This is a genomic window from Pseudohoeflea suaedae (genome assembly GCF_004354915.1).
In the GTDB taxonomy this organism is placed as follows: Bacteria; Pseudomonadota; Alphaproteobacteria; order Rhizobiales; family Rhizobiaceae; genus Pseudohoeflea; species Pseudohoeflea suaedae.
The window spans coordinates 154,636-180,000 of record NZ_SMSI01000003.1; the positions used below are offsets into that span (position 1 = coordinate 154,636).

General features: G+C 62.4%; 23 protein-coding genes. 18 read left to right on the forward strand and 5 right to left on the reverse strand.

Annotated elements, in window-relative coordinates; all coding sequences use genetic code 11:
* Positions 1-121: 121 nt before the first annotated feature.
* From E2A64_RS14435 to E2A64_RS14450, 4 genes are read left to right on the forward strand one after another with little or no spacing between them, the layout of a single operon-like run.
* The gene (locus tag E2A64_RS14435; RefSeq protein WP_244598307.1) at positions 122-1,123 is read left to right on the forward strand and encodes a zinc-dependent alcohol dehydrogenase; all 1,002 of its coding nucleotides are present in this window, start codon (positions 122-124) and stop codon (positions 1,121-1,123) included.
* Positions 1,124-1,136: 13 nt separating this feature from the next.
* The gene (locus tag E2A64_RS14440) at positions 1,137-1,535 is read left to right on the forward strand and encodes a 6-pyruvoyl trahydropterin synthase family protein (protein ID WP_133285210.1); all 399 of its coding nucleotides are present in this window, start codon (positions 1,137-1,139) and stop codon (positions 1,533-1,535) included.
* The gene (locus tag E2A64_RS14445; RefSeq protein ID WP_133285211.1) at positions 1,532-2,575 is read left to right on the forward strand and encodes a glycosyltransferase family 4 protein; all 1,044 of its coding nucleotides are present in this window, start codon (positions 1,532-1,534) and stop codon (positions 2,573-2,575) included. Before E2A64_RS14440 ends, E2A64_RS14445 begins: the two co-directional genes overlap by 4 nt.
* The gene (locus E2A64_RS14450; RefSeq protein ID WP_133285212.1) at positions 2,572-3,372 is read left to right on the forward strand and encodes a class I SAM-dependent methyltransferase; all 801 of its coding nucleotides are present in this window, start codon (positions 2,572-2,574) and stop codon (positions 3,370-3,372) included. Before E2A64_RS14445 ends, E2A64_RS14450 begins: the two co-directional genes overlap by 4 nt.
* Positions 3,373-3,375: 3 nt before the next feature.
* On the opposite strand, the gene E2A64_RS14455 is transcribed toward E2A64_RS14450, so the two are convergent.
* Positions 3,376-3,990, reverse strand: coding sequence for a RibD family protein (locus tag E2A64_RS14455; RefSeq protein ID WP_244598308.1), 615 nt, complete (start codon positions 3,988-3,990; stop codon positions 3,376-3,378).
* A 147-nt stretch (positions 3,991-4,137) separates the two neighbouring features.
* On the reverse strand, positions 4,138-4,683 hold the full coding sequence (locus tag E2A64_RS14460) for a cytochrome b (RefSeq protein ID WP_133285213.1): 546 nt from the start codon (positions 4,681-4,683) through the stop codon (positions 4,138-4,140).
* Between the two features lie 370 nt (positions 4,684-5,053).
* Here E2A64_RS14460 and E2A64_RS14465 point away from each other — a divergent pair, with 370 nt between their 5' ends.
* The 7 genes from E2A64_RS14465 to E2A64_RS14495 all read left to right on the forward strand — a co-directional run bounded on the left by E2A64_RS14465 (position 5,054) and on the right by E2A64_RS14495 (position 12,446).
* The gene (locus tag E2A64_RS14465; RefSeq protein WP_133285214.1) at positions 5,054-6,361 is read left to right on the forward strand and encodes a hypothetical protein; all 1,308 of its coding nucleotides are present in this window, start codon (positions 5,054-5,056) and stop codon (positions 6,359-6,361) included.
* 23 nt (positions 6,362-6,384) lie between these two features.
* On the forward strand, positions 6,385-7,173 hold the full coding sequence (locus tag E2A64_RS14470) for a COG3904 family protein (protein WP_133285215.1): 789 nt from the start codon (positions 6,385-6,387) through the stop codon (positions 7,171-7,173).
* 165 nt (positions 7,174-7,338) lie between these two features.
* Positions 7,339-8,487: an ABC transporter ATP-binding protein gene (locus E2A64_RS14475; RefSeq protein WP_133285216.1), complete on the forward strand. Its 1,149-nt coding sequence runs from the start codon at positions 7,339-7,341 to the stop codon at positions 8,485-8,487.
* Positions 8,484-9,413, forward strand: coding sequence for a carbohydrate ABC transporter permease (locus tag E2A64_RS14480; RefSeq protein WP_133285217.1), 930 nt, complete (start codon positions 8,484-8,486; stop codon positions 9,411-9,413). The genes E2A64_RS14475 and E2A64_RS14480 overlap by 4 nt, the downstream gene beginning before the upstream one ends.
* Positions 9,413-10,234, forward strand: coding sequence for a carbohydrate ABC transporter permease (locus E2A64_RS14485; protein WP_133285218.1), 822 nt, complete (start codon positions 9,413-9,415; stop codon positions 10,232-10,234). Before E2A64_RS14480 ends, E2A64_RS14485 begins: the two co-directional genes overlap by 1 nt.
* Before the next feature lie 38 nt (positions 10,235-10,272).
* Positions 10,273-11,568: an ABC transporter substrate-binding protein gene (locus E2A64_RS14490; RefSeq protein WP_133285219.1), complete on the forward strand. Its 1,296-nt coding sequence runs from the start codon at positions 10,273-10,275 to the stop codon at positions 11,566-11,568.
* Between the two features lie 77 nt (positions 11,569-11,645).
* A complete protein-coding gene (locus E2A64_RS14495) occupies positions 11,646-12,446 on the forward strand; it encodes a phosphodiesterase (protein WP_133285220.1) in 801 nt (266 codons plus the stop codon).
* Positions 12,447-12,458: 12 nt separating this feature from the next.
* Here E2A64_RS14495 and E2A64_RS14500 read toward each other — a convergent pair whose 3' ends face one another.
* Together E2A64_RS14500 and E2A64_RS14505 are read right to left on the reverse strand one after the other, a co-directional pair.
* Positions 12,459-13,361 carry a proline iminopeptidase-family hydrolase gene (locus tag E2A64_RS14500; protein WP_133285221.1) on the reverse strand — a complete coding sequence of 301 codons (903 nt, stop codon included), beginning with the start codon at positions 13,359-13,361 and terminating at the stop codon, positions 12,459-12,461.
* An 86-nt stretch (positions 13,362-13,447) separates the two neighbouring features.
* A complete protein-coding gene (locus E2A64_RS14505; protein ID WP_133285222.1) occupies positions 13,448-14,233 on the reverse strand; it encodes a LuxR family transcriptional regulator in 786 nt (261 codons plus the stop codon).
* 128 nt (positions 14,234-14,361) lie between these two features.
* On the opposite strand from E2A64_RS14505, the gene E2A64_RS14510 reads away from it, so the two are divergent.
* From E2A64_RS14510 to E2A64_RS14530, 5 genes are read left to right on the forward strand one after another with little or no spacing between them, the layout of a single operon-like run.
* On the forward strand, positions 14,362-15,255 hold the full coding sequence (locus tag E2A64_RS14510; protein WP_133285223.1) for a proline iminopeptidase-family hydrolase: 894 nt from the start codon (positions 14,362-14,364) through the stop codon (positions 15,253-15,255).
* 48 nt (positions 15,256-15,303) lie between these two features.
* Positions 15,304-16,242 (forward strand): ABC transporter permease, encoded by a 939-nt coding sequence (locus E2A64_RS14515; protein WP_133285224.1) that lies wholly within the window; start codon positions 15,304-15,306, stop codon positions 16,240-16,242.
* Positions 16,239-17,096, forward strand: a complete 858-nt coding sequence (locus tag E2A64_RS14520) for an ABC transporter permease (protein ID WP_133285225.1) — start codon at positions 16,239-16,241, stop codon at positions 17,094-17,096. Before E2A64_RS14515 ends, E2A64_RS14520 begins: the two co-directional genes overlap by 4 nt.
* Positions 17,093-18,772, forward strand: coding sequence for a dipeptide ABC transporter ATP-binding protein (locus tag E2A64_RS14525; RefSeq protein WP_133285226.1), 1,680 nt, complete (start codon positions 17,093-17,095; stop codon positions 18,770-18,772). The genes E2A64_RS14520 and E2A64_RS14525 overlap by 4 nt, the downstream gene beginning before the upstream one ends.
* 36 nt (positions 18,773-18,808) lie before the next feature.
* The gene (locus tag E2A64_RS14530) at positions 18,809-20,332 is read left to right on the forward strand and encodes an ABC transporter substrate-binding protein (protein ID WP_133285227.1); all 1,524 of its coding nucleotides are present in this window, start codon (positions 18,809-18,811) and stop codon (positions 20,330-20,332) included.
* Between the two features lie 103 nt (positions 20,333-20,435).
* On the opposite strand, the gene E2A64_RS14535 is transcribed toward E2A64_RS14530, so the two are convergent.
* Positions 20,436-21,995, reverse strand: a complete 1,560-nt coding sequence (locus E2A64_RS14535) for a D-aminopeptidase (RefSeq protein ID WP_133285228.1) — start codon at positions 21,993-21,995, stop codon at positions 20,436-20,438.
* 283 nt (positions 21,996-22,278) lie between these two features.
* Here E2A64_RS14535 and E2A64_RS14540 point away from each other — a divergent pair, with 283 nt between their 5' ends.
* Both E2A64_RS14540 and E2A64_RS14545 read left to right on the forward strand, forming a co-directional pair.
* A complete protein-coding gene (locus E2A64_RS14540) occupies positions 22,279-24,714 on the forward strand; it encodes a bifunctional diguanylate cyclase/phosphodiesterase (RefSeq protein ID WP_158285769.1) in 2,436 nt (811 codons plus the stop codon).
* Between the two features lie 103 nt (positions 24,715-24,817).
* Complete coding sequence (locus tag E2A64_RS14545) at positions 24,818-25,183, forward strand: hypothetical protein (RefSeq protein ID WP_133285230.1); 366 nt, start codon at positions 24,818-24,820, stop codon at positions 25,181-25,183.
* The last annotated feature ends 182 nt before the right edge of the window (positions 25,184-25,365 follow it).

The window sequence follows — 25,365 nt, forward strand, 5'->3', positions numbered from 1 at the left end:
ATCGACATGTCGCATTTATGCGTGGCTTTAGTGTGGTACGGGACTGGCAAAAGCGCTCGTCTCCATTTACGTCATGTCGCCTGCGCCGTTTGGACGGCCTCGATCATCAGGAGCCCGCGTTTTGAGTGAAAGCCTTGCCGACATGCCAGTCAATGAGAAGGACGAGGCGAAGTCGTTATGGTTTCCCGAAGCCGGCGCGTGCGAGGTTCGATCCGAAACGATTGGCGGCCCCGCAGCGAATGAGCTTCTCGTCGAAATGCTGTATTCCGGCATCAGCAGAGGTACGGAATCCCTGGTCTTCAACGGCCTGATACCGGCAAGCGAGAACGAGCGCATGCGCTGTCCCTTCATGGGCGGTAGCTTCGATTTTCCCGTGAAATACGGCTATAGCGCGGTAGGAACCGTGCTGCGCGGCGCGCCCGAATTGATCGGTCGGGCCGTATTCTGCCTGCATCCGCACCAGGACCGTTTCCTCGTCGGCAGATCCGCCGTCACATGCCTGCCTTCGGGGCTGCCACCCGAGCGCGCCGTGCTGGGCGCCAACATGGAGACGGCGCTCAATATCGGCTGGGATGCCGGTATCCTGCCGGGAGATCGCGTCGCGGTCTTCGGTGCGGGCGTGGTGGGTGCGCTGGTCGCGTATATCGCATCCCGGATCGTCGGAACCGAGGTGGCCCTGATCGACCGGAACGCGCAGCGGGAGCAGCTGGCGGGCGCGCTCGGCATTCCTTTCGTGCATGCCGAGCGGATCGGCGGCGAATTCGACGTGCTCATCAACGCTTCGGGCAACGCCGACGCGCTCGGCCAAGCGCTTGATCATGCCGGTCAGGAGGCAAGGATAGTCGAGGCCAGCTGGCACGGCTCCCGGCAGGCCAGCCTGCCGCTGGGAGGCGCCTTCCACTCAAAGCGCCTGTCGATCGTCAGTTCGCAGGTCGGCTCGGTCCCACCCGGTCAGCGCGCGCGCTGGAGCTATGGCCGGCGCATGTCGAAGGCCCTCGAACTTCTGCGCGACGACAGGCTTGACGCGCTTATATCGGGTGAAACGCCGTTTGACCGAATTGCCGAAGCCTACGGCACGGTCATCGGTGATCCCGACACTCTCTGCCACCGCATTCAATACTGAAGAAAGAGAACCCATGTTTGCCATCGAAGTTCGCGATCATGTCATGATCGCTCACAGTCTCCCTCGTCCGGTGTTCGGCCCTGCCCAAGGCATGCACGGCGCGACCTTTGTGGTCGATGCCGCCTTCTACACCCGCGAACTCGACAAGGACGGGCTCGCAGTGGATATCGGCCTGGCAACCACCGTGCTGAAGGACGTTCTGGCGCCTCTGAACTACCAGAATCTCGATGAGCTGGAGGTTTTCAAAGGGCAGGTGACGACCACCGAGTTCCTGGCCAAGCATGTGTTCGACAGGATTGCCGACGCCATCCGTGAAGGGCGGCTTGGCGACGGAGGCGGCCGGATCTGCAAGTTGCGCATCATGCTGCATGAATCCCACACCGCGCGCGGCTGGTACGAGGCCGATCTTTGAGCCGATCGGTCATATTCGCCTTTCCCGGGCATCTCGATACGAAAACCGGCGGTTATGGCTATGACCGCCGGGTCATCGAGGGTTTGCAGGGCCTTGGCTGGGACGTAGCGCTTCTCGCTCTGGGGGAGGGGTTTCCCTTTCCTTCCGATGAGACCTTGCGGCAGGCGGAAGCAAGCCTGTCGAAACTGCCGGACGGAGCCAAAGTCATCATCGACGGTCTTGCCTTCGGCGTGCTGGATCGCTGGGCCGAACGCGAAAGCAGGCGGTTGCGCATCGTTGCCCTGGTTCACCACCCGCTGGCTCTCGAAACAGGGAACCCGGCGGTGGTGCGACAGTCCTTCCACGATCGGGAGAAGCGCGCACTTGCGCATGCAGATCATGTCATCGTCACCTCGCAGACCACTGCGGATACGTTGACCGCGGACTATGCGGTCGATGCCGACAAGATCGATGTGGCCGTTCCCGGCACGGATCGCGCCTCGAGATCGGAACCGCAGAATTCCGTTCCGCTGATCTTGAGTATCGGCACGCTGACACGGCGGAAAGGGCACGACGTTCTGGTTGCCGCGCTCAAGCGTATTGAAAGCCTGTCCTGGCAGGCGGTGATCGTCGGCAGTCCAGCACATGACAGGCAGACGGCGCAGAGCCTGGAGACACAGATCAGCGAGTTGGGACTGTCGCAACGGATCCGGCTTGCGGGCGAACAGGCCGAGCTGGACGACTTCCTGCAATCGGCCGACATTTTTGCGCTCGCCTCCCGATATGAAGGGTACGGAATGGTTTTTGCCGAAGCGCTTGCCCATGGTCTGCCGATCGTCGCGTGCCGGGCCGGCGCGATACCGGAGGTGGTGCCGGAAGAGGCCGGTATTCTGGTTCCCGTGGATGACGCGGAAGCCCTCGCGGCCGCGCTCGGCAGCTTGCTGGCTGACGAAGCTCTCCGCACGACATACGCCGACGGCGCTTACGAGGCCGGCAGCAGATTGCCGGGCTGGGACGTGACCGCCGGGATTTTCAATGACCGGCTGAGGACGTTGCCGTGAGTGATTTCGATGAAACCTGGCTCGCCCTGCGCGAACCTGCCGATCGCGCCGCCCGTGACGGCGAGCTGGTCGCCATGCTGGCATCCCATTGCCGGAGGCTGACCGATTGCGCGGTGCTCGATCTGGGCTGTGGAACCGGATCAACCTGGCGGGCACTCAATGGGGCATTGCCGGAAGAAACCCGATGGACCCTCGTCGATCAGGACCGGAGACTGCTCGATGCCGCGGCGCGTCTGGTCGAAGGGCGCGAGAAGGTTCACTTTCATCGCCAGGACATACGTGATCTCGCGCAATTGCCGCTCGCGGAGGGCGCGGTCGTGACTGCCTCGGCGCTGTTCGATCTCTGCTCGGACGATTATGTCGCTGCCTTGGTCGACCGCATCGCGAGCGACGGCTGCATGCTCTATGCCGCGCTGAACTTCGACGGTGTGATCAGGTGGTCGATCCCGCATGCTCTCGATGCCACCGTTCAGGCGGATTTCAACCGGCATCAGCAAACCGACAAGGGGTTCGGCCCGGCCCTGGGGCCATCGGCGACGCAGAGCCTCTCCGATCACCTGTCCACCGCAGGCTACGCCGTAACCATCGGTGCTTCGCCCTGGCGCATGTCGGGAGAGCAGGCATCGCTGCAGCGGGCTTTCCTCGAGGGCTTGCGGCAGCCACTCGAGGAAATCGGGAGCTTGTCGAGCTCCCAGATCGAGGAATGGTTCGCATTCCGTTTCGACATGATCGGTGCGGAAGGCAGCGTCTGCGAGGTCGGGCACAGCGATCTGCTGGCCACCCCTCCCGCAGCCTGAGCGTCAACCGAAGCGGCAGTCGAACAGGATGTCGCTTCCCAGATCATAGACCTCGGTGGAGGGCCGGCGGGCGTCGCTCAGCTTGTCGATCGGCGGCAGAATGATCCCTGCGGGGCCAGCCCCGATGATGATGGGCGAAATCGCCACGTGAAGGCGGTCGACCAGGCCGGCGTCGAGAAAACGGGCGATCGTCCGGGCGCCGCCTTCCACGAGAATGCGACGCAGGCCCCGAGCGTGCAGCGCGGCAAGGATGTCGCGGGCATCGATCCCGTTCGGGTGTGCCGGCAGGCTGATGATGTCGGCGTTGCCGAGCGTCTTTCTCTCGGCATGCTCGCCCTGGATTACGATCACGGGCGCTCCGCCATCCTGGAAGAGTTTCTCCTCACCCGACAGTCTGGCGTGGCAATCGATGATGACGCGGACGGGATGCTCGCCCTCGACGAGATAGACCGAAAGACTCGGATCGTCCGCCTGCATGGTGCCTTCGCCGACGATGACGGCATCGGTCAGGGCGCGGCAGCGGTGAAGGTGCGCCAGGCCATCCGGCCCGGACACGTCGCGGGCATCGCCGGACAGGGTCGCGATGCGCCCATCCAGAGACTGGCCCACTTGCGCCACGACAAAATTGTCCTCTGCCGAAGCAATCGGACCGTAAAGGGCGAAGGCCGGATCCGCGGCGTTGCAAGCCGCACCTTCTCGGGAACGCAGGGCGCGCAAGCTCGCCCATATTGCGTCCGTCATCCGCACATTGTGCATCATTATGCCTTACAGAATTTTGTACAGGGTCAGGTCACGCTTGATGACGTGATGGAGCAGCACGGCGCCGATATGAGCCCCGAAGAGCCCCAGCAGGATCCATGCGCTTGCCCAGTGAATGCCGGACAGGATTCCCGCGATCTCCGGCGATTTGCCGATGGGGCTCCAAATCGGCACCAAGCCGAACCACTCAAACGGAAAGCCATGGGCATTGGTTGCAAGAAAACCGCTGACCGGCATGATGATGAGAAACGCGTAGAGAAGGCCGTGAACGGTGGAAGCGGCAAACCGCTCCAGCTTGTTGCCCTCGGCTTCCGGAGCCTCGGCGGTCAGCTTGTTTCCCACCCGCACGAGCATGATCCAGAGCACGAGAAACCCGAGGCTTTCATGGATCATGTAGAAGTCCAGAGACCACTCTTTGCTGATGAAGCTGATGGTGAAGCCGAGCGGCCAGGTCAGCAGCACGAGCACGGCCACGAGCCAATGCAGGATTCGCGTTACCGGCGGGTAGATCGTTACCGAAATATCTCTGCTGCCTGTTTTCCGAAAAGTCATGGGTCATCCAAATGTGACGAGTTGAGATTGGTCTGCTTTAGTTGTCACTTCCTGCGATTGCAAAGTCGATTTTAAACGCGTGTTTGCTAAAGTGCCATATACGATTTCCTGATGCTTTCAGATACCGTGCAAAACACATTGCACAGCGTGCAGAGGCCCCGTGTTCTGCGGGTTGCGCAAAGGTTTGCGAAGACCGGCAGCCGAATTCATGCAACGCCTCGACGCCCATGACGATTGAGGCATAGGGGCATTCCATCGCTTGGGGACAGCTCGGCGTTTCGTGTGCCGGCACCCGGGAGAATCGCGGCGGGCCTTGTTTTCGCCCCCTTCTTGAGAGCGTGTTAGGTTTTCGCTTTCCCCGGAGGATTTCATGGCGCTTGCCGCATCGCATCGCTTGCAGGACGGCGTCCTGGCTGTCGAAACAATGACGCGCTTCGCGCTTGCCGTCCTGGCTCTGGGATCGGGTGTCTACACCTATCTCGGCGTGCGCAGTCTTCTCGATGGTTCGCCGACGGCGATCTTCTTCGCAGCCATCATCTATTCCGCTTCGGTTTCGGTGGCGATCTACGCGTTCTGGTCGTACATGGCGCGCTTTTATCCGCACGTCACCGGCGCCGGATTCCGCGGCGCCCTGATCGGGGTCATGGCGCTCGGCTGTGCCATGATCATCGCGATGTCGAGCTGGTTGAACGCGGCCGCACTTGCCGGATCTGCGGCGCTCGAGCAGCATCTGGCAGAAACCGTTCAGGACTACACCGCCGACCTCGACCAGGCGCATCAGAACGCTCTGGCGGCGCAAAGCCTGCTGCCCGACATCCAGCGGACATCCGAGCGCTTCTCGCGACTGGCCGAGGACGAGCGCCAGAACGGCGCGCTGACGGGAACCACGGGTTCCGGAAGTGTCGTCCAGCTCCTGTCGCAGATGTCCGCCCAGCTTAGCGAACTGGAAACGGGTATCATCGCCTCGCGTGAAAGAGTGGCGACCCTCTTCGACCAGGGGCGCAACCATCTGGCAACGATGCGGTCGCTGGTGTCCGCGCCGGGCGCGGTGGCGCCGCGCAGCGATGCCTTCTCCGCCGAAGTGGTGGCGCTCTCCGGCGTCATCACGTCGCTCGAACAGACCTCGATCGCACCTTCGGTCAAGCGCGCGGCGGAAGATCTCTCGCTCGGCTTCATCGCGCCCGTTGCCGATGGTCGAGGGGCCGATCTCGCCGACCGGCAGGATCAGGTGATGCAGACGATCCGCGCCTCGGTGTCGGCACAGTCCCAGGTTCTCTCGCAGGCCGCGGACGACATCCTCTCCCGCGAGCCGGTTTCGGAGCGCCGCTTCGTTCCCCTGTCTTCCGCGGAAGCCGTCTTGCGCTATGCGGCCGATTTCATTCCGGCGTGGGCGGGCGCCATCTCCATCGATCTGCTTCCCGCGGTTCTCGTCTTCATTCTAGCGATCGTGCACGGGGCCATGCGGCGACAGGAGGAGCGGCTGCCCTTCGCCCAGAGGATCACCGCCGCCGAGTTGCTCGAGGCTTTGGAAGTGCAGCGCGCGCTCGGTCAGCGGGGCGTCGATGTCGAGGAGGCCTTGCAGGCAGCCGAAACCGAGGCCGCTGGCGAGCGCGACGCTTCCAATATCACCAGCATCGACATGTCGGCGAAGGCGCCGCGCAAGGGCCCGCCGGCGTGAACCCGTCTTCCCTCGGACCGCGCATGAAGTCCGCCCTTCTCAAGGTCGACGACGGCCGGTTGATGCGTGCCGCGTTTCTCGGCCTTCTGGCGGCGGCAGGTGTCTTTCTGTTTGTCGACCTGCGGGAAATGAGCCAGGCGAGCGCCGATCTGCCCGGTCACGATCCGATGCGGACAGGTGCTCCGGTCTTGCCGCCGGCGCTGACGGATGGTGTGCCTCAGGTGCCGCCGGTCGAGCCGGAGACGCCGTCCGAGGTGCTCAGCCAGCCGATGCGATTTGAGCTTCTTTCAGGAGGTGTCCTCAAGGCGGAAGGATCCATCGATGTGGGAGCGGCCGAGCGCTTTGCGGAGGAAATCGCGGCCCGGGGAGAGTATGTGAAAGTGGTTTCGCTCAATTCGCCGGGCGGTTCGGTGGACGATGCCCTGTCGATGTCCACATTGATCCGGGAAAAAGGGCTCAACACAAAAGTGGCGACGAAAGCCCTCTGCGCATCCTCATGCCCGCTTGTTCTGGCGGGCGGGACGGCGCGTGAGGCGGAGGCGGAGGCCATAATCGGCGTGCACCAGATCTTCAGCGCCGGACAGGACAGACCTACACCGGAACAGGCCATGTCCGGAGCGCAGGCCACGACGGCGCGTATCGCCCGGCATCTCGAAATGATGGGAATAGCCAGCGGGCTGTGGCTCAACGCGCTCGAAACACCCCCGGACCGGCTCTATTACCTGACGCCGGAGGAGATGTCGGAGTTCAACCTGATCACCGGAGCGGCTACACAGGCGGACCAGGCAAGCACAACCGTTTCGCCTGACTGATCCACCGCCAGCCTCGTGATTCATCGGGGATGTCTTGTTCGACGCCCGGCCGTGGCCGGCGGGTGGGCGCGCCTCGATTGCAACCGTGTCATCAAAGCTTCTTTGAACTGTCGCGCGTGCGTCACGGGACAGATCCATTAGGCGGGCTCTCAGATGGAGCTCCGCATGACACGACAATCTCTCGACATCAAAGGCATCGGCAAGGCCTTCGGCGGTGACGATGTCCTGAAGGGGATCGACATCTCGGTGCGTGCCGGAGAGTTCATCTCGCTGGTGGGCATGTCGGGCTGTGGCAAGTCCACGCTTCTGAGGATCATCGCCGGCCTCGAGCGCCCCGACCGCGGGCAGATCATGATCGGCGACACCGATGTCACCGGCATGGATCCCAGCGACCGGAACCTTGCGATGGTGTTCCAGTCCTATGCGCTCTATCCGCACATGACGGTGCGCGACAACATCGCCACACCTCTCCGGATGCGCAAGCTCTCCTTGTCGGCCCGGATGCCGCTCGTCGGCAGGTTTGCGGCCTCTGCCGACGCGCTCAAGGATATCGATACCAACGTCGTCAAAGCTGCGGAAACCCTGCAGATCGCCCATCTTCTCGACCGCAAGCCGGCTCAGCTTTCCGGTGGCCAGCGTCAGCGCGTGGCGCTCGCCCGCGCGCTGGTGCGCTCGCCCGCGGCCTTCCTCATGGACGAACCGCTTTCCAATCTCGATGCGAAACTGCGCGCCCACATGCGCGACGAACTCGCCAATCTCCATCGCCGTCTCGGCGCGACCTTCGTCTATGTCACCCACGACCAGGTCGAGGCGATGACCATGTCGAACCGCATCGCGCTGATGAGCGAAGGGCGTATCGAGCAGCTCGGCACGCCGTCCGATCTCTATCAACGTCCGGCGAACCTCACGGTCGCGCGTTTCATCGGTTCGCCCGCGATCAATCTGATTCCGGTCGAGATCGCGACCAATGGTGCGATCGGGGCCTATGGTCGGGACCTCGGCATTGCCGCGGCCCGGTCGCATGCCGGCCAGGTGGCGACACTCGGTATTCGGGCCGAGGATCTGGTGCCGGCTGCCCGGGGTCTTCAGGTGCAGGTCGAGCGAATCGAGATGCACGGCGCCGATCGTTTCGTCCACGCCTCGCTGGTTGCCGATGCAAGCCATCAGGTTACCATGCGTCTTGCTGCGTCGGAGGCACTTCCCTCAGGCGACGACGGCATTCTCACGCTGGGCTTCCGCGCGGATCGCACACATCTGTTTGCTGCCGACGGCCAGCGCATGGCGGAGCCTTCGCGCAGGGAACTGGTGGCATGAGCGCGGTTGCCGAAATCGACGGCGCGGCAACGGCGACGGTGCACGCGAGGAGGACGGCGGTCGAGCGCAAGATGATGCGGCGCGGCTTTCTCTTCGTCGCGCCCGCCGTACTGCTGCTTCTCGCGATCTACGTGATCCCGGTCATCGTTCTGGCCGGATTTTCCGTGACCGACTATCAGCTCGGCGCGCTTTCCACCCGGTTCGTCGGCATCGACAATTTCGTCAACGCCTTCAACGACCAGGTCTTCATGCGGGCGATGAAGAACACGGTCATCTATGCGCTGATCGTCATTCCGCTCGGCGTCGGACTGGCGCTCGGCGTGGCGCTTCTGGTGCATGGCCGGAAGCGCAGCCGCGCCTTCTGGGAGGCCGCCTATTTTCTCCCCGTCACCGCGACGCTGGTCGCCATGGCGACCGTCTGGCAATTCCTGCTCCACCCCTCCATCGGGCCGGTAAACGCTGCGATCAAGTGGATGGGCTTCGAGCCTGTTTCCTTCCTTTCCGATCCGTCGCTGTTGATCCCGACCATGGCGATGATCGGCGTCTGGCAGGTGCTCGGCTTCAACATGGTGCTGTTTCTGGCCGGCCTGACAGCCATCCCGCAAGACCTTTACGAGGCGGCAAGGCTCGACGGCGCGAAGAACCCGATCGACCGTTTCTTCACGGTAACCTGGCCGATGCTGGGGCCGACGACGCTCTTCGTCGTCGTCACCACCTCGATCTCCGCCTTCAAGGTGTTCGAGACGGTTGCGGTGTTGACCAAGGGGCGTTTCGGCTCCGAGGTGCTGCTGTTCTCGCTCTATCTCGAGGGCTTCGAGTATTCGAATACGGGCTACGCCGCAGCGCTCACGCTCATCTTCCTCGCCATCATTCTGGTGCTCTCCATCGGACAGACCGTCCATCTCGACCGGAAGGTGCATTACTGATGTCCAGGCTTCGCAGCTTTCTTCCGCATCTCGTCCTGGCCGCAGGCGCCTTCGTCGTTCTCCTGCCCTTCTACTGGATGTTCCTGACCTCGATCCGGTCTCCGGCCGAAATCTTCGACGTCTCGCTCTGGCCGATCCCGAAGGACTTCTCGGCGGGCGAGAACTTCGAGCGCGCCGCCCGGCAGGTGCCGATGGCCCGCTTCATGCTCAATGGCGCGATCGTCTGTTTCGGCATTCTCGCGGTGCAGATCCTGACCGCGGTTCCGGCCGCCTACGCCCTGGCGAAACTGAAGTTCCCCGGCCGCAAGCTTCTGCTGACGCTCGTGATCGCGGCGCTCTGCGTTCCCATGCAGGCGCTTGCGCTGCCGCTCTTCGTGGGGCTCGCCAGGGCCGAGCTGCTCAACACCTATTTCGCGATGATGGCGCCGTTCTTCCTCTCGGTCTTCGCCATCTTCCTGTTCCACCAGTCCTTCCGCAGCTATCCCGACGAGATCATCGAGGCGGCGCGCATGGACGGGTTCTCGGAAATGGAAATCTGCTGGGGCCTGGTGCTGCGCGGATCGCTGCCTTCGCTCGCCGCCTTCTCGGTCTTCTCGCTGGTTGCCCACTGGAACGATCTCTACTGGCCGATGATCGTGGTGACCGACATCAATCTCGCGCCGCCGCCGCTCGGCATGCTGTTCTTCGCCGACGTGGAATCCGGTGCCAATTACGGCGCGCTGATGGCCGGTGCGGCATTGATCACCGCGCCGATGCTCGTCTGTTTCCTCCTTGCTCGACGCCACTTCATCGCAGGCATCACCATGACCGGCGTCAAGTAATCCACCTCTCCCAAACTCAACCCACTGGAGACATTTCCATGAAACTCAATCGTCGTACCGTCATCAGCGGTCTCGTCGCAGCCATTGCGCTTCCGGGCATTGCTTCCCCGGCTTTCGCCGACGAGCAGGTCACCCTCGAAGTGCTCTACAACCTGCCGGGCTTCACCAAGTTTCATCAGCCGCTGGCCGATGAATTCATGAAGGACAATCCCGACATCAAGATCAACTTCCTTGCGCCGGCGCCGGGCTACAACGAAGGCCAGCAGCAGGTTCTGCGCGCCGCCGTCACCGGTAACCTGCCCGACGTCTATTTCTCGGGCTACAATCTGACCGCCGAGCTGGTTCATGCCCTCGAGCCGCGCAACCAGATCACCGATCTCGGCCCCTTCATCGAAGCCGAAGGCGGTCAGTCCTTCCTCGACGAAAACTATTCGCCGAAGATGGCCGCTCTCGGCCAGATCGACGGCAAGCAGTACGGCCTGCCGGTCAACGCGTCCTCGCCGATCATGTACATCAATGCCGATCTGGTGACGAAGGCTGGCGGGGATCCGGACAACATGCCGACCACTTTCGACGGCCTGATCGAACTGGCCGCCAAGATCCATGCGCTGGATCCGGAAATCGCCGGCATCGGTTACGACATCAATGGCTGGCCGGATGACTGGCTCTGGCAGGCGCTGATCTTCCAGCAGGGCGGCAAGCTCGTCGATGACGAGACCAAGCAGGTGGCTTTCGACAACGAGAAGGGCCTGAACGCCCTGAAGCTGACCCGCCGCTTCGTCACCGAAGGCGGCCAGAACCTTCTCGACTGGGATCAGTCGCGCCAGCAGTTCGGCGCCGGCCGCACCGGCTTCATCTTCTCGACCCCGGCGCACGTCCAGACCGTCGAAGGTCTCGTCGGCGACCGCTTCGAGCTGAAGACCGCAACCTTCCCGCAGGAAGACAAGGAAAACGGCGGCGTGCCGACCGGCGGCAACTCGGCCGTGATCCTGACCCAGGACGAAGCCAGGCAGCAGGCCGCGTGGAAGTACCTCAAGTTCATCACCGGCCCGAAGGCGCAGGACATGATCGTGCGGATCACCGGCTATCTGCCGACCAACCAGAAGGCGACCGGCCCCGACTATCTCGAGGCCTATTACGTCGAGCATCCGAACGTGAAGACCGCTTCGCTGCAGGCTGACCGTTCGATGCCCTGGGCCGGCTACCCGGGTGGCGATTCGGTTCGCATCTGGCGCAACCAGCGCGACATCATCGGTGCCGTCATGCGTGGCGAAGTGACCCCGGAAGACGGTCTGAAGCAGATCGTCAACGAGACCAATTCGCTGATGAACTAAGAGTTCAGCGCTTCGACATTCCGATTGCGGGGTCCTGCGGGCCCCGCAATTTTCTTTGCGATGAAAGACCCGAGAACATGAAAATCATACAGCTGACGGATTCCCACCTCATGCCTTCGGGAATCGTGGTCAACGGCGTCGATCCGGAGAAGCAGCTGCGCGCCGCCGTCACCGATATCGTCGAGAAGCACGCCGATGCGGATCTTCTGGTGATGACCGGAGACCTCTGCAATTTCGGCGATCCGGAAGCCTATGCGCTTCTGAAGGACATTCTGGCGCCGGTGACCTTCGAGACCCGGCTTCTTCTGGGCAATCACGACAAGCGCCCGCAGTTTCGCGAGGCCTTTCCGGACCATCCGGTCGACGAGAACGGCTATGTCCAGTCGTTTATCGATACGCCCTACGGAAGGCTTCTGTTTCTCGACAGCCACGAACACGGCGTCATCGGGGGCATTTACGGTGCGGACCGGATGGGCTGGCTCGACGCCGCACTTGAAGGTGCGGGGGATGTGCCTGTCACCGTCTTCATCCACCATCCGCCGATCGATTGCGGCATCGCCCATTTCGCCCATATCGGCATGCATGACGACGGCCGTGTTATGGCACGACTGGCAGCTCACCCGGGCGGAGTGAGGCATATCGTGTTCGGCCATATCCACGTGCCGCTTTCGGGCACCAGCCGGGAAGGGATCGCCTTCAGCTCGGGCCAGGCCTGCTCGCACCGGTTCATCACCGAGCTCGACCGCCCCGATCCGATGTGGACCGGCGGCCATCCCTGCTACCGCGTCATCTCGCTCGACGAGGTGGGCCTGCGCGCCTATTCGGTGGAAGTCGGCCAGACGCCCACGACCCGGGCCGAATTGTGCGCCGGGCCGTAGACGATCTCGTCGTCAGTCGTGTTGCGAGAGAAAGTCCGACACCGTCTTCAGGCAGAGGGCTTTCTCCTCGACATGCGGCATGTGGCTCGAGTTCTCGAATATAACCCATTCAATGCCGGGGATCTCATCGACGAAGGGTTTGACCACCAGCGGTGTGGCTTCGTCATGACGGCCCGAGATCAGGAGCGTCGGCGCCTCGACGTCGTGCAGCCTGCCCTCGATCGTCCAGTCCTTCATCGTGCCGATGACATGGAATTCGGTGGGGCCGTTCATGTTGCGGTAGACGGTGTTGTCCTCGTCCATGATCGCGAACGTGCGGGCCACTTCGGGCGGCCAGGGCACGACGCGGCAGACATGGCGGTCGTAAAATGCCTTGGAGGCTTCGATGTAGTCCGGATCCGTCAGGGTGCCGGCCTTTTCGTGGCGGAGCAGGGTGGCCTGAACCTCGGCGGGAAGCTCTTCGCGCAGGCGGTTGGCTTCCTCCACCCAGGTCTTCATGCTCGCCGGTGAATTGGCGATGACGAAGGCCTTGAGCCCCTCGGGCTTGCGGACGGCATGTTCGGAGCCGAGCATGCCGCCCCAGGACTGGCCGAGATAGGCGTAGCGGTCCCTGATGCAGAGATGATCGAGAAGGGCGTCGAGTTCGTCGAGAAACAGATCGACGGTCCAGAAATCCTGGCCCTTTTCCGGAAGGCGGGTGGAATTGCCGTTCCCCAGCTGGTCGTAGTGGATGACCGGGCGACCGTCGATTTCGGTGATCCCCTTGAAACTGTCGACATAATCGTGCGTGCAGCCGGGGCCGCCATGGGCGACGACGAGCGGCAGTTTTTCGGAATCAAGCGAGCCTGTGATGCGGTACCAGGTCCTGTAGCCCCGAAACGGCAGATAGCCTTCCGTTGTCTTTATCTCAGCCAATTCCCGCTCTCCTTTTCATCGCTTGCAGTCCTGAGAGACTAGCGAGCGGAGCGGTGGCCCGGCAGCTATCACAAATTATAGGGCGGCTACTGGTTGGGGCTGAAGCCGGGCAGGGGGTCGAGCAGTCTGCATTGGGTCGCTCGGACAACGGCCTGGGTCCGGTTCTTGGCGTTGAGTTTGCGCGCGGCGGAGTTCAGATGCATCACCACCGTGGGCACGGAGCGATCGATGATGCGCGAAATTTCCTTGGCTGAAAGTCCGTGCGACGAATAGGCGAGGCACTCGCGCTCGCGGTCCGTCAGCCGTACGCCGGAACTGTTGAGAACCGTTTCATCGAACATGCCGTAGGCCGCTTCGTGAAAAAGGTGGGCGAGCAGGTTGAAGTCGGCGAGAACGCGTGTCGCATCGGCCTGGAAATCCTTCCTCGCGCCGAAACGCACACCGGTGACCGTGGCATAGTCGCCGCGCGGCATGTGGACAGGCACCGTGACGCCGGCCCGCATGTCGTGCTCGCGCAGGAAATCGCAGACCGGCTTGGTGTCGTCGGTGAGAAATTCGCTGATCTTCGTCTCGACGTCCGGGTCGTAATTCCAGAAGAAGGGGACGGAAGTCTGTGTCGCCAGCCGCTGGACCGGGTCGATGCGGAAATATTCCCGCTCGCACCAATAGTCGTGCATGTCGTCGGTGACGTTGCGCAGCTTGAGCAGCGTCGGGATCTCGAGGCGCCCGTTCATGTCGCAAGGCAACGGCGTGTAATCGTAGATCAGCGCCTCGAACCCCATGTGACGCATGGTGTCGAACGTGTCGTCGATCAGATCGTCGAGCGTTTGCCAGGACGTCATGCGCTCGGCGATCGCGTGAAGTTGGTCCATTTCTCACACTCCTACGAGAAACAGCATACCACCCTATCAATAAAGATAGGTAGTGCCTCGGGTGCGATGCGATAAAATTAGCCATGCACAATTTTTGGTCAAGGCGTTTTGTGAGGCAGTAGGTTCATATGTGGCGTGAAATTACCCCGGACGAACGTATCGAGGTCCAGGTCGACGGCTACAAGGTCGTGGCCTACAGTTTCGGCAAGGGCGACGAGACCGTGTTTTGTCTGAACGGCGGGCCGGGATTGCCTTGCGACTATCTGCGCGAGGCGCATTCCTGCCTGATCGACAAGGGATATCGTGTCGTCGCCTTCGACCAGCTCGGCACCGGAGCGGCCGACCGGCCCGACGATACCGGCCTCTGGACCATCGAGCGCTATGTCGAGGAGACCGAGACCGTTCGCAAGGCGCTGGGTCTCGGCAAGGTCCATCTTCTGGGGCACTCCTGGGGTGGCTGGCTCGCCATCGACTACGCGCTCAAATATCCGGACAACATCAGGACGCTGATCCTCGAGGACACGGTCGCCGACATGCCGCATCTGACGGTCGAGCTCGAGCGGCTGCGCGCGGCTCTCGGGTCGGAAACGGTCGCCATGATGCAGAAGCACGAGGCGCAGGGAACGATCGACCATCCGGAATATCTGGCCGCGGTCACGATCCTGAACTACCGGCATGTGTGCCGGCTGCCTGAATGGCCGGCACCGGTCAACCGCTCGCTCGGCGACTGGAACATGGGACCATATACCACCATGCAGGGGCCGAACGAGTTTCTCTACACCGGTAATCTGAAGGACTGGAACCGGATCCCGGACCTGCCGAAGCTCACCATGCCGGTGCTGATCACCGTCGGCGAGCATGACGAACTCACGCCGGCCTGCGCGATGAAGATGAAGAACGCACTGCCGAACGCCGAGTTGTGCGTCTTCCGAAATGCAAGCCACATGCCCTTCTACGAGAACCCGGAAGACTATTATCCTGCGCTGATGGATTTTCTCCGTCGCAACGGTGCTTCCGCGTGATGGCCGCCGTTTTCCGATCATCGACAAACAGGAGCGCATGCCGGCCTTATGCACCGCTATAAGTTCGTCTTCTACCGACCGCTTCAGCTCTTGCCGGTTCTCTTCGGCATCAGCGTCATCACGTTCATCCTCGTGCGGATGATCCCGGGCGATCCGGCGCGCGTGCTTCTCGGAACCCGCGCGACCCCCACGGCGATCGCCAGGATCCGCGAGCAATACGGCCTCGATGAGCCGCTATGGCGGCAATATTTCTATTTCCTCGAGAATCTCGCCCATGGCGAGATGGGCAAGTCGACGCTCTACAAGATCGATGTGCTGAAGCTCGTCATGACCCGCATCGAGCCGACGCTCATGCTGGTCCTCGTCAGCGTGATCCTCTCGATCCTGATCGCGGTGCCGCTGTCGACGATCGCCGCCCGCCGGCAGGGGCGGATTGCCGACCATGCGGTCCGGATCGTCTCGACCATGGGCATCGGCTTTCCGCCGTTCTGGCTCGCGCTGATGCTGATCATCTTCTTCAGCGTCCGCCTCGACCTGTTCCCGGTCTCGGGCTACGGCCGGGACCCGCTCGACAAGCTCTGGCATCTGGCGTTGCCGAGCCTGACGATCGCGCTGTCGCTGTCGGCGGTGCTGACGCGCAGTCTGCGGGGCGCGATGGTGCAGGCGCTGCAATCCGATGTGGCGACGGCGGCGCGCGCGCGCGGCATGCCCGAGGGCATCGTGTTCTGGCGACACGTGCTTCCGAACTCGCTGGTACCGACCATCAATCTGCTCGCCATCAATATCGGCTGGCTGATCGGCGGCACCGTGGTGGTGGAAAGCGTCTTCGCGATTCCCGGCATGGGCCAGCTTCTCATCAGGGCGATCTTCTCGCGCGACTACATGGTGGTGCAGGGGGTGGCGATGGTCTTTGCCTGCGCGACCGTTCTCATAAACTTCATGGCCGATGTCATCACCGTCACTCTCGATCCGAGGATCAAGCTATGAGCGCCCCGGCCACCACCCGGTTCTCGCCATCGGCGGGCCTGTCGCGCTGGCTCGGCAGCCATCTGTCGCTTTCGATCGGCGCAGGTATTCTCGTTTTCTTCGTTCTGATCGCGATCTTCGCGCCGCTGGTCGCGCCCTATGATCCCGTCCTGCAGATGGCGGATGTGCGCCTCACCGGCCCGTCGCTCGCCCATCCCCTCGGCACGGACAATTTCGGCCGCGATATGCTGTCGCGGCTCATCTACGGTACGCGGATCGATCTGCAGATCGCGCTGATCGGCGTGATCTTTCCCTTCATCATCGGTACCGTTCTCGGAACCGTCGCGGGCTTCTTCGGCGGCATTGTCGATGCGATCTTCATGCGCATCATCGACATCATCCTGGCATTTCCGTTTCTCGTCCTGATGCTGGCGATCATCGCCATTCTCGGCCCGGGCCTCACGAGCTTCTATATCGCCATGGCGCTGGTCGGCTGGGTTTCCTATGCGCGGCTCGTGCGGGCGCAGATACTGGTCCTGAAAAACAGCGACTATGCGATTGCCGCTGTCAGCCTGGGGTTCTCGCGCACGCGGATCATGTTCCGCCACCTCTTGCCCAACGCCATTGCGGGATCGCTGGTCTTCGTCATGTCGGATGCGGTGCTGGTGCTCCTTAACGGTGCGGCGATCAGCTATCTCGGTCTGGGCGTACAGCCGCCGACCGCCGAATGGGGCATCATGGTCGCGGAAGGCCAGCCCTTCGTGACGACCGCCTGGTGGATCACGCTTTTCCCCGGTCTCGCGATCGTCGTGCTGGCGTTCGGTTTCAGCCTTCTGGGCGATGCGCTCGGCGATCTTCTGGGAGTGCACGAATGAGCGAGCCCGTCCTTTCAATTCGCGATCTCGTCGTCCGGTATCATGGTGTGACACCCGCACGGACCTTGATCGACAAGGTCTCGCTCGATGTCGGAAAGGGCGAGATCCTCGGCCTGGTCGGCGAAAGCGGGTCCGGCAAGAGCCTGCTCTGCCGGTCGGTGATGGGGCTTTTGCCCTCGCGTGCGCTCAAGATCGATGCCGGCAGCGTCATGCTCGACGGACGCGATCTCACGGCCATCGACAGTGCCGAGATGCTGCATGTCCGCGGCCGCAAGATCGGCATGATCTTCCAGAATCCCTCGAGCCATCTCGACCCGGTCATGAAGATCGGCGAGCAAGTCGCCGAAGGTATCCGCTTCCATGAAGGTGCCACCAGGGAATGGGCCCGGTCCGAAGCGATCAGGATCCTCGAACAGGTCGGCTTTCCGGATCCGGAACGGCAGTATGACAGCTATCCGCATGAATTTTCGGGCGGGATGCGACAGCGGGCGATGATCGCCGCGGCTCTCTCCTGCCGGCCCGAAATCCTGATTGCAGACGAGCCGACGACGGCGCTCGACGTGACGATCCAGGCCCAGATTCTCGATCTGCTCATGAACCTGCGCGACCGGCTCGGACTTTCGGTGATCCTGATCACCCACGATCTCGGCGTCGTGGCGCAGACCTGCGACCGGATCGCGGTCATGCGCGACGGTCAACTGGTCGAGCACGGTGAGAAGCGCGCGCTACTTGCCGATCCACAGCACGAATATACGCGCATGCTGATCGGCAGCCATCCATCCTTGCCCGCAACCGGGGAGGATGAGGAGCCGGTGCGTGCCGCCATCGAGAAAAAGAAAACGGGCGCGCTTCTCGAAGTCGACGATCTTCACGTCGAATTCGACATCGGCGGTTCGATCTTCACCGGCGGCAGGAAGACGTTCAAGGCGGTCAAGGGTGTGAGCCTGCAGGTCATGCCGGGCGAGACCATCGGCATAGTCGGAGAATCCGGCAGCGGCAAGAGCACCCTGGCGCGCGCCATCCTCGGTCTGAACAGGATCGCCTCCGGTCACGTCGCGTTCGATGGTGTCGACCTCGCACAGCAGCCGGCCAAGGCGCTCGCCAGGCTCCGGCGCGAGACGGCGATGGTTTTCCAGGACCCGCTCAACGCGCTCAACCCGCGCTATACGGTCGGGGACACCCTGCGTGAGGTGCTCAAGCACAATGGCACGCCGTCAGCCGAGATACCGGGGCGCATCCGGGAATTGCTCGATCTCGTCCATCTCGATCACGAATTCGCCGGCCGGAAGCCGCGCTCGATGAGCGGCGGGCAGTGCCAGCGCGCCGGAATCGCCCGGGCGCTTGCCGTCAATCCGCGGCTGATCATAGCCGATGAATGCGTGGCGGCTCTCGACGTCACCATCCAGAAGCAGATCGTCGATCTCTTCGCGGAACTGAAGGAGCGGATGAACCTGACGCTTCTGTTCATCGCCCATGACCTGGCGATCGTCCGCAATCTCTGCGAGCGGATGGTCGTCATGTATCACGGCGAGATCGTCGAGGAAGGGCCAACCGACCTGGTATTTGCGCGTCCGAAACAAGCCTATACCGCGGACCTTCTCGCCGCCGTCCCGGATATCGATCCGGACCGGCCACTCCTCGCGCCCAGGGCGGCTCGTCCGCCGGACGCTGCCTGAACTCTCGCTCACTCCATCACAAAAAGGGGAATACTAATGCTGAAAAAATGGATGAAAATCGGGATGGTCACGGTCATGACCTCCCTCTCGATCGGTGCCTCCATCGCCGAAGCCGCCGGCGTGCTGACAATCGGCCGTCGCGAGGATTCGTCGACCTTCGACCCGATCAAGACAGCCCAGAACATCGACTTCTGGGTTTTTGCCAACGTCTATGACGTGCTGATCCGCGTCGACAAGAGCGGTACCAAGCTCGAGCCGGGCCTGGCCGAAAGCTGGGAGGTTTCCGATGACGGCCTGACCTACACCTTCACGATGCGTGATGCGAAATTCTCGGACGGCAGCGCGATCACCGCCGAGGACGCAGCATTCTCGCTCCTGCGCATCCGCGACGACGAAGGATCGCTCTGGTCGGATTCCTACTCCGTGATCGACACGGCCGAGGCCACCGATCCGAAGACACTCGTCATCAAGCTCAAAGGTCCCTCGGCGCCGTTCCTCTCGACCCTTGCCATGCCCGGCGCCTCCATCATCTCGAAGGCCGGCATGGAGAGCCTGGGTGCCGAAACCTACGCCGAGAGCCCGATCGCCTCGGGCGCCTTCACCGTCAAGGAGTGGCGCCGCGGCGATCGCGTGATCCTGGAAAAGAACCCCAATTTCTGGCAGGCGGACCGCGTTTCGCTGGACGGTGTCGAATGGATCTCGATCCCCGACGACAACACCCGGATGCTCGACGTTCAGGCCGGCCAGATCGATGCGGCGATCTTCGTTCCGTTCTCCCGCGTGGAAGAGCTGCAGAAGGACGAGAACCTGGAAGTCCATCTCGACACTTCGACCCGTGAGGATCACCTGCTGATCAACCACGAGCACGGCGAACTGGGCAAGAAGGAAGTCCGCGAGGCGCTTGACTATGCGATCGACAAGAAGGCCGTGGTCGATACCGTGACCTTCGGTCTCGGCGAAATTGCCAACTCCTACATCCCGAAGGGCGCGCTCTACCACAAGGACGACAATCTCGAGCGCCCCTACGATCCGGAAAAGGCCAAGCAGCTTCTGGCCGATGCGGGTGTCGAGAACCTGACGCTCGATTACCTCGTCAATGCCGGCAACGAAGTCGACGAGCAGATCGCCGTGCTCCTCCAGCAGCAACTCCAGCAGGCCGGCATCACCGTCAACCTGCAGAAGATGGACCCGAGCCAGACCTGGGACATGCTGGTCGATGGCGACTACGACCTGTCGGTCATGTACTGGACCAACGACATTCTCGACCCGGACCAGAAGACCACCTTCGTGCTCGGCCACGACGCCAACATGAACTACATGACCCGCTACAAGAACGACGAGGTGAAGGCTCTTGTCGCGGAAGCGCGTCTGGAGATGGATCCGGCCAAACGCGAGCAGATGTACATGGATATCCAGACCATGGCCAAGGACGACGTTCACTGGATCGACCTCTACTACTCGCCCTACATCAACGTCTCGCGCAAGAACATCGAGGGCTTCTACCAGAACCCGCTCGGCCGCTTCTTCCTTGAAGACACGGTAAAGAACGAAGCCGAGTAATCGTCTTCCAAGGGGCTTCGGGCCCAAGACAGAAAAGCCCGCCTGGCTCGGTCCAGGCGGGCTTTTCATTGTTGAAAGGTGCCGGTCCGAAGAGTGCCGGGGTCTATCCGCCGATGCGACGGTAGTGGAGGTTGCGGGCGAGCCAGCAGCCGATCGTCAGATCCTCGATCGCGCCATGGGCATCGCGATGGATCTGGACCGTCCAGTCGCCGGGAGCCGGCGCATCCATCGAGCGGCGGCAGGGCAGGGTCCAGACATCGGTCCCGACCGGATAGAGCGGTGCCATCTCTCCGGTGCCGAGAACGCCCTCGAAGAAGCCGTATATCGCCCCGCCCGTGTCGATGATCGTGAAACCGGCTTCGAGTTCGTCGCAATGGTAGCATCCGGAAATGTCGGGGCGGGCGGTTCCCGTCACCCTGATGGCAGTGCCGGTCAGGTTTTCGCGCCAGCGGGTATAATGAATTGTGTCGCCATTCCTGCTCAAGGTCATGGCGTCTGATCCGATGGTGTCGCGATCCTTCGCAGAAAGCGTTTCGGCCGAACCGGCGATCCTCGCCGAAAGCCCGGCCTCGCTCTTCGAAACCTGCAGAAGAAGGCCCGTCTCACGATCGAGATAGGCGCCGTCCCAGCCTCCGTCTGTCACCGGTGCCAGCGGTTCGTCCGCGGGAATGCCGAGAGCCGCCTTCATCACCTTGTTGGCGGTGCCTCCCGCGTCGTTTTCGTGGTTGAAGAGGACGACGACGGACAATCGCTTAGAGGGCGCGTGGAGACGGTGCAGCCGGAAGCCGCGCAGCGCACCGCCGTGACCCGTCGTCCTGATCGTGCCGATCGCACCATGGGACAGGCCGTTGCCGTAGAAGGCATCGGAACCGTCTGCAAAGGCCTGCGGTTCGGCAAGGCGCCGATAGATGCCGTTTTCGTCGTCGCGGGTAGCATCGATGAACTTTTCCCAGGCCAGCATGTCTTCGAGCGACGCGACGATCCCGGCATCTCCGGTCCACAGGATCCGGTTGGTCGCGGGAAAGAAGCCGACCGCATCATTGCCCTCGTAGCCGACGATCGGGTCGCCACTTCCAGCCGTGTCGGGAATGAGCTCGGCCGTCTGCATGCCGGCGGGGCCGAAGATGTTCTCGCGATAGAGATCGCCGAGCGAGCGGCCCGTTTCCGCCTCGATGATATCGGAGAGAATGCGAAAATTGCCGTTCGAGTAGGAGTAGGCTGTGCCGGGCGCGAAATGGGTGGTCTTCATGCGGGAGAAGAGTTCGGCCGCGTCCTTGCGGGCAAAGACGCCTTCGGCATCCGCGCCGTGAAGGACGGTCAGCGCCCAATAGTCCCTCAATCCCGACTGGTTGTTGCACAGATCGCGGACAGACGGCCGGTTCTCCATCTTTGGGAGGTGGCTTTCCAGGTGACGATCGAAGCGGGAGAGGTCCGGCTCGATACCCTGAAGGATGGCGCAGGTGAACTGTTTCGAGATCGAGCAGATCGGAAAGCGTGTCCTGGCGGTCACCGGGATATGGTTCGCGACATCGGCGTGACCCCAGCTATGGGCAAGGACAACCTGGCCGTCCTTGACGACGCCGATCGCACCGCCCGGCCCCTTCTGGTCGGTGTGGATGGCGGCCAAGGCCGCGGCGAGAGCTGGATGATCGATGTCCTGCATGGCAATTCCCGAGACGTGTGAAAGGCGGGCGGCGACGCGAGGCCGGCCGTGAAGGCGCATGTTGCGCAAGCCAGTGAGTACCACAGGGGACGCGGCCCGGCAGCCTATCACTCCTCATAGGGTGTGGCATTCGTGCCCTGGTTGCGAGGGCGGCCTTGCTCCCCGCACCATGAAGGCGCCTTTCAAATCGTTAATATCTTATACATCAAATATGTGTTTTTGCGCATTAGTGCGGGTTTAATGTGCTCTGTTCAGATTTGAACCGATGAACGGGGAGAGCGTGATGTTCGCAGTGGCCGGATGCATTGTCTACGAGCACGATCTCTGGCTGGTCGCAGTCGCCGCGATCATCTGCGCCGCATCCTCCTGGGCGACATTCCAGCTTTACTCGCGCGCCTGCCTTTCCGTCGACATCGAACGCGAGGCCTGGCTGATCCTGACATCGCTGGTTGCCGGCGCCGGTATCTGGTGTACGCATTTCATCGCCATTCTCGGTTATGACGAGACGATGCCGATGGGGTTCGATCCCGTCCTGACAATCGTCTCCTTCCTGTTGGCGGTTCTCGGCGTCGCAGCCGGGTTTCGCATCTCGGTTGCAGGCCGGGGCAGGCTCATTCCCGTCGTCGGGGGGGCTGCCGTCGGTCTGGCCATCGCCCTGATGCACTATACCGGCATGCAGGCCTACCGGGTTCAGGGGATCGTGTCCTGGGACCGATCCTATGTCGCTGCCTCGATCCTGCTCTCGATGGTCTTTTCGGCCACGGCCCTTCATGTCGCCAGACGTCTGGGGCATCGCACCCGGCGGCTCATCGCTGCCGCGCTGTTCGCCCTGGGCATCGTGCTGTTGCATTTCACCGGGATGACGGCGTTCAAGGTCGAGCCGATGCTGATCGATCCGCTGATGAACGCCGATTTTGGCGCCTTGCGGGCCATGGCTTTCGCCGTGGCGGGTGTCGCGGTCGTTGTCGTCGGCGCCGGCCTTGCCAGCACCTATATCGATTACCGGGCGCGGGCCGACACGTCTCACGCACTCAACAACATGTCCAGCGGTCTGCTGCTCGTCGCGCCGGATCGCACGGTGCGGCTCTTCAACGAACGCGTGATCGAACTTTTCAAACTCGACGCCGGAGATGTTTCGATCGGCATGCCCATCGACGATTTCCTGACCCGTGTCGGCGAGCGGTCAGGCTGGACGGCACACCGGTTGGGCCGTGTCCTCGAAAATTACCATTCCTGGTTTACCACCCATGAGACCGTCACCGTGGATCATCTGCTTGACGACGGTCAGGTCCTTGAAGTCTGCTGGCAGCCGATGCGGAACGAAAGCACGGTCATCACCTATGACGACGTCACCGACGCGCGCACGCGCCAGGCCGAGATCGCGCATATGGCTTTCCACGATCCTCTGACCGGCCTGCCGAACCGCCGAAGCTTCCGCCATGACCTCGAAACGCTTTCGCGCGAGCGCGGCAGGGTTCTCCTGATGCTCGACCTCGATCGCTTCAAGCATGTCAACGACACGTTCGGTCATGCCGCAGGCGACGCCCTGCTTGTCGAGGTCGCCCGGCGTCTCAAGTCCCTCTGCGCCGGCAGCGAGACGATCTATCGCCTGGGCGGTGACGAGCTGAGCATCCTGACCTTGCGCGATATGGACAGTGCGGTCGGCCTTGCCCAGGACGTGGTTTCCAGCCTTTCGAACCCTTTCCGGATCGGCGGCGAGACAATCTCGATCGGATGCAGCGTCGGGGTCGCATGTCTGGGGCGCGAGGCGGATACCGGACTGGTCCTGCAGATGGCGGATTTCGCCCTGTACAAGGCCAAGGAATACGGCCGCGGCCGGGTGCATGTCTACGAACAGGGCATGCTCGAGGACGCGGCACACAAACGCAATCTGGAGCGCGACATGGATGCCGCGCTCAGGCTCGGACAGTTCGAGCTGCATTATCAGCCTTTCTACTCCTTGCCGGACAGGAGGCTGACGGGTTTCGAAGCACTGATCCGCTGGCGGCATCCGGCCAGCGGCATGATTCCGCCGATGGATTTCATACCGATAGCGGAGCAGAACGGTGCCATAATCGAGATCGGCGCCTGGGTCATCGACCAGGCCTGCAGGCAATTGTCTCGGTGGCCCGACCATGTCTACGTGTCGGTGAACGTCTCGCCGGTACAGCTGCGCTCCCCCGAACTGCTGGGCCAGATCACCCGGGCCATGGAACAGCACGGCGTCCAGCCGCATCGCATCGAGATCGAGCTGACGGAAACCGCGGTGGTGGAAAGCAGCGAGCAGATCGTCGCGGTGCTGAGCGGGCTACGCGCTCTCGGGGTGCGCATTGCCATGGACGATTTCGGAACCGGCTACTCGTCGCTCGCCTATCTGAAGAGGTTCGAATTCGACCGCATCAAGATCGACCGCAGCTTCATCGGCGTGTCCGAGGAGGACGCCAGCGCGGCGGCGGTCGTCCGGGCCGTGACGCAGCTGGCCCGCGATCTCTCGATCGCCACGACCGCCGAGGGGGTCGAGAGCGAAAACCAGCTCAAGAGCCTGATCGCGATGGGGTGCGGAACCGCGCAGGGCTACTTGCTGAGCCGCCCGCTGACCGCTGACAAGGCAAGCGCGTTGCTGGAAGCCGACGGGGGCGCTACCCCGCAGAACGCCCTGCCGCTGTCGGATCTCTCCCTGAAGGATGCGTCCAGGCCACCCGCCTTGAAGCGGGCCTGAGAGCCGCCGGGCCGATATCCGCCCGTCGAAAATGCGTGGACCGGGGGCCCCACGCCCGGACCTGCCGTGCAGCCCGCGACATCATCATATCGGGAAGGGGCCGATGGGTTTGGCGGGCGCGGCTTCAGCCGGCGTGCCGGAAATCTCCCTTTCCCCATTGCGAAGCCATTTCAACGTCGTGGCGGGGGCGGGGCGACTCCTGGACAGGCTTTCTTTCGGCCAGAATCCATCTCCTGCGGGCTTTTGCGGGCAGGGGGATGAAAAAATTCAAAAAGGTCGAGAAAACCGTGTTGACTCTCAAAAACGTGCCGCCTATAACCCGCTCACCAACGAGGGCGGCGCGCCGCTGGCGCCAACGAGTTCGCCCTTATGGATTTCAAGAGAGCCGCTTTATGCGACTGTCGTTACGGCTGAAGCCACAAGCGGAAGGCCGGATGATCACTTGTGTGATCAGATCTTTGACAATTGAATATTGAAGAAAGAGAAACGTGGACGGCGGAAGCCGGCGATCTCGAGGGTTTCGGCCCGGAAGATCACACAGACTTTGGCGGTCACGTTTTTCAAGAGAAAGTTACACCGATGCTTTTTTCGGAAAGTATCTGGGTGTGAAGTTCTCGTCGATTCAAGCGTGACAGTAAGCCAAAATCAAAT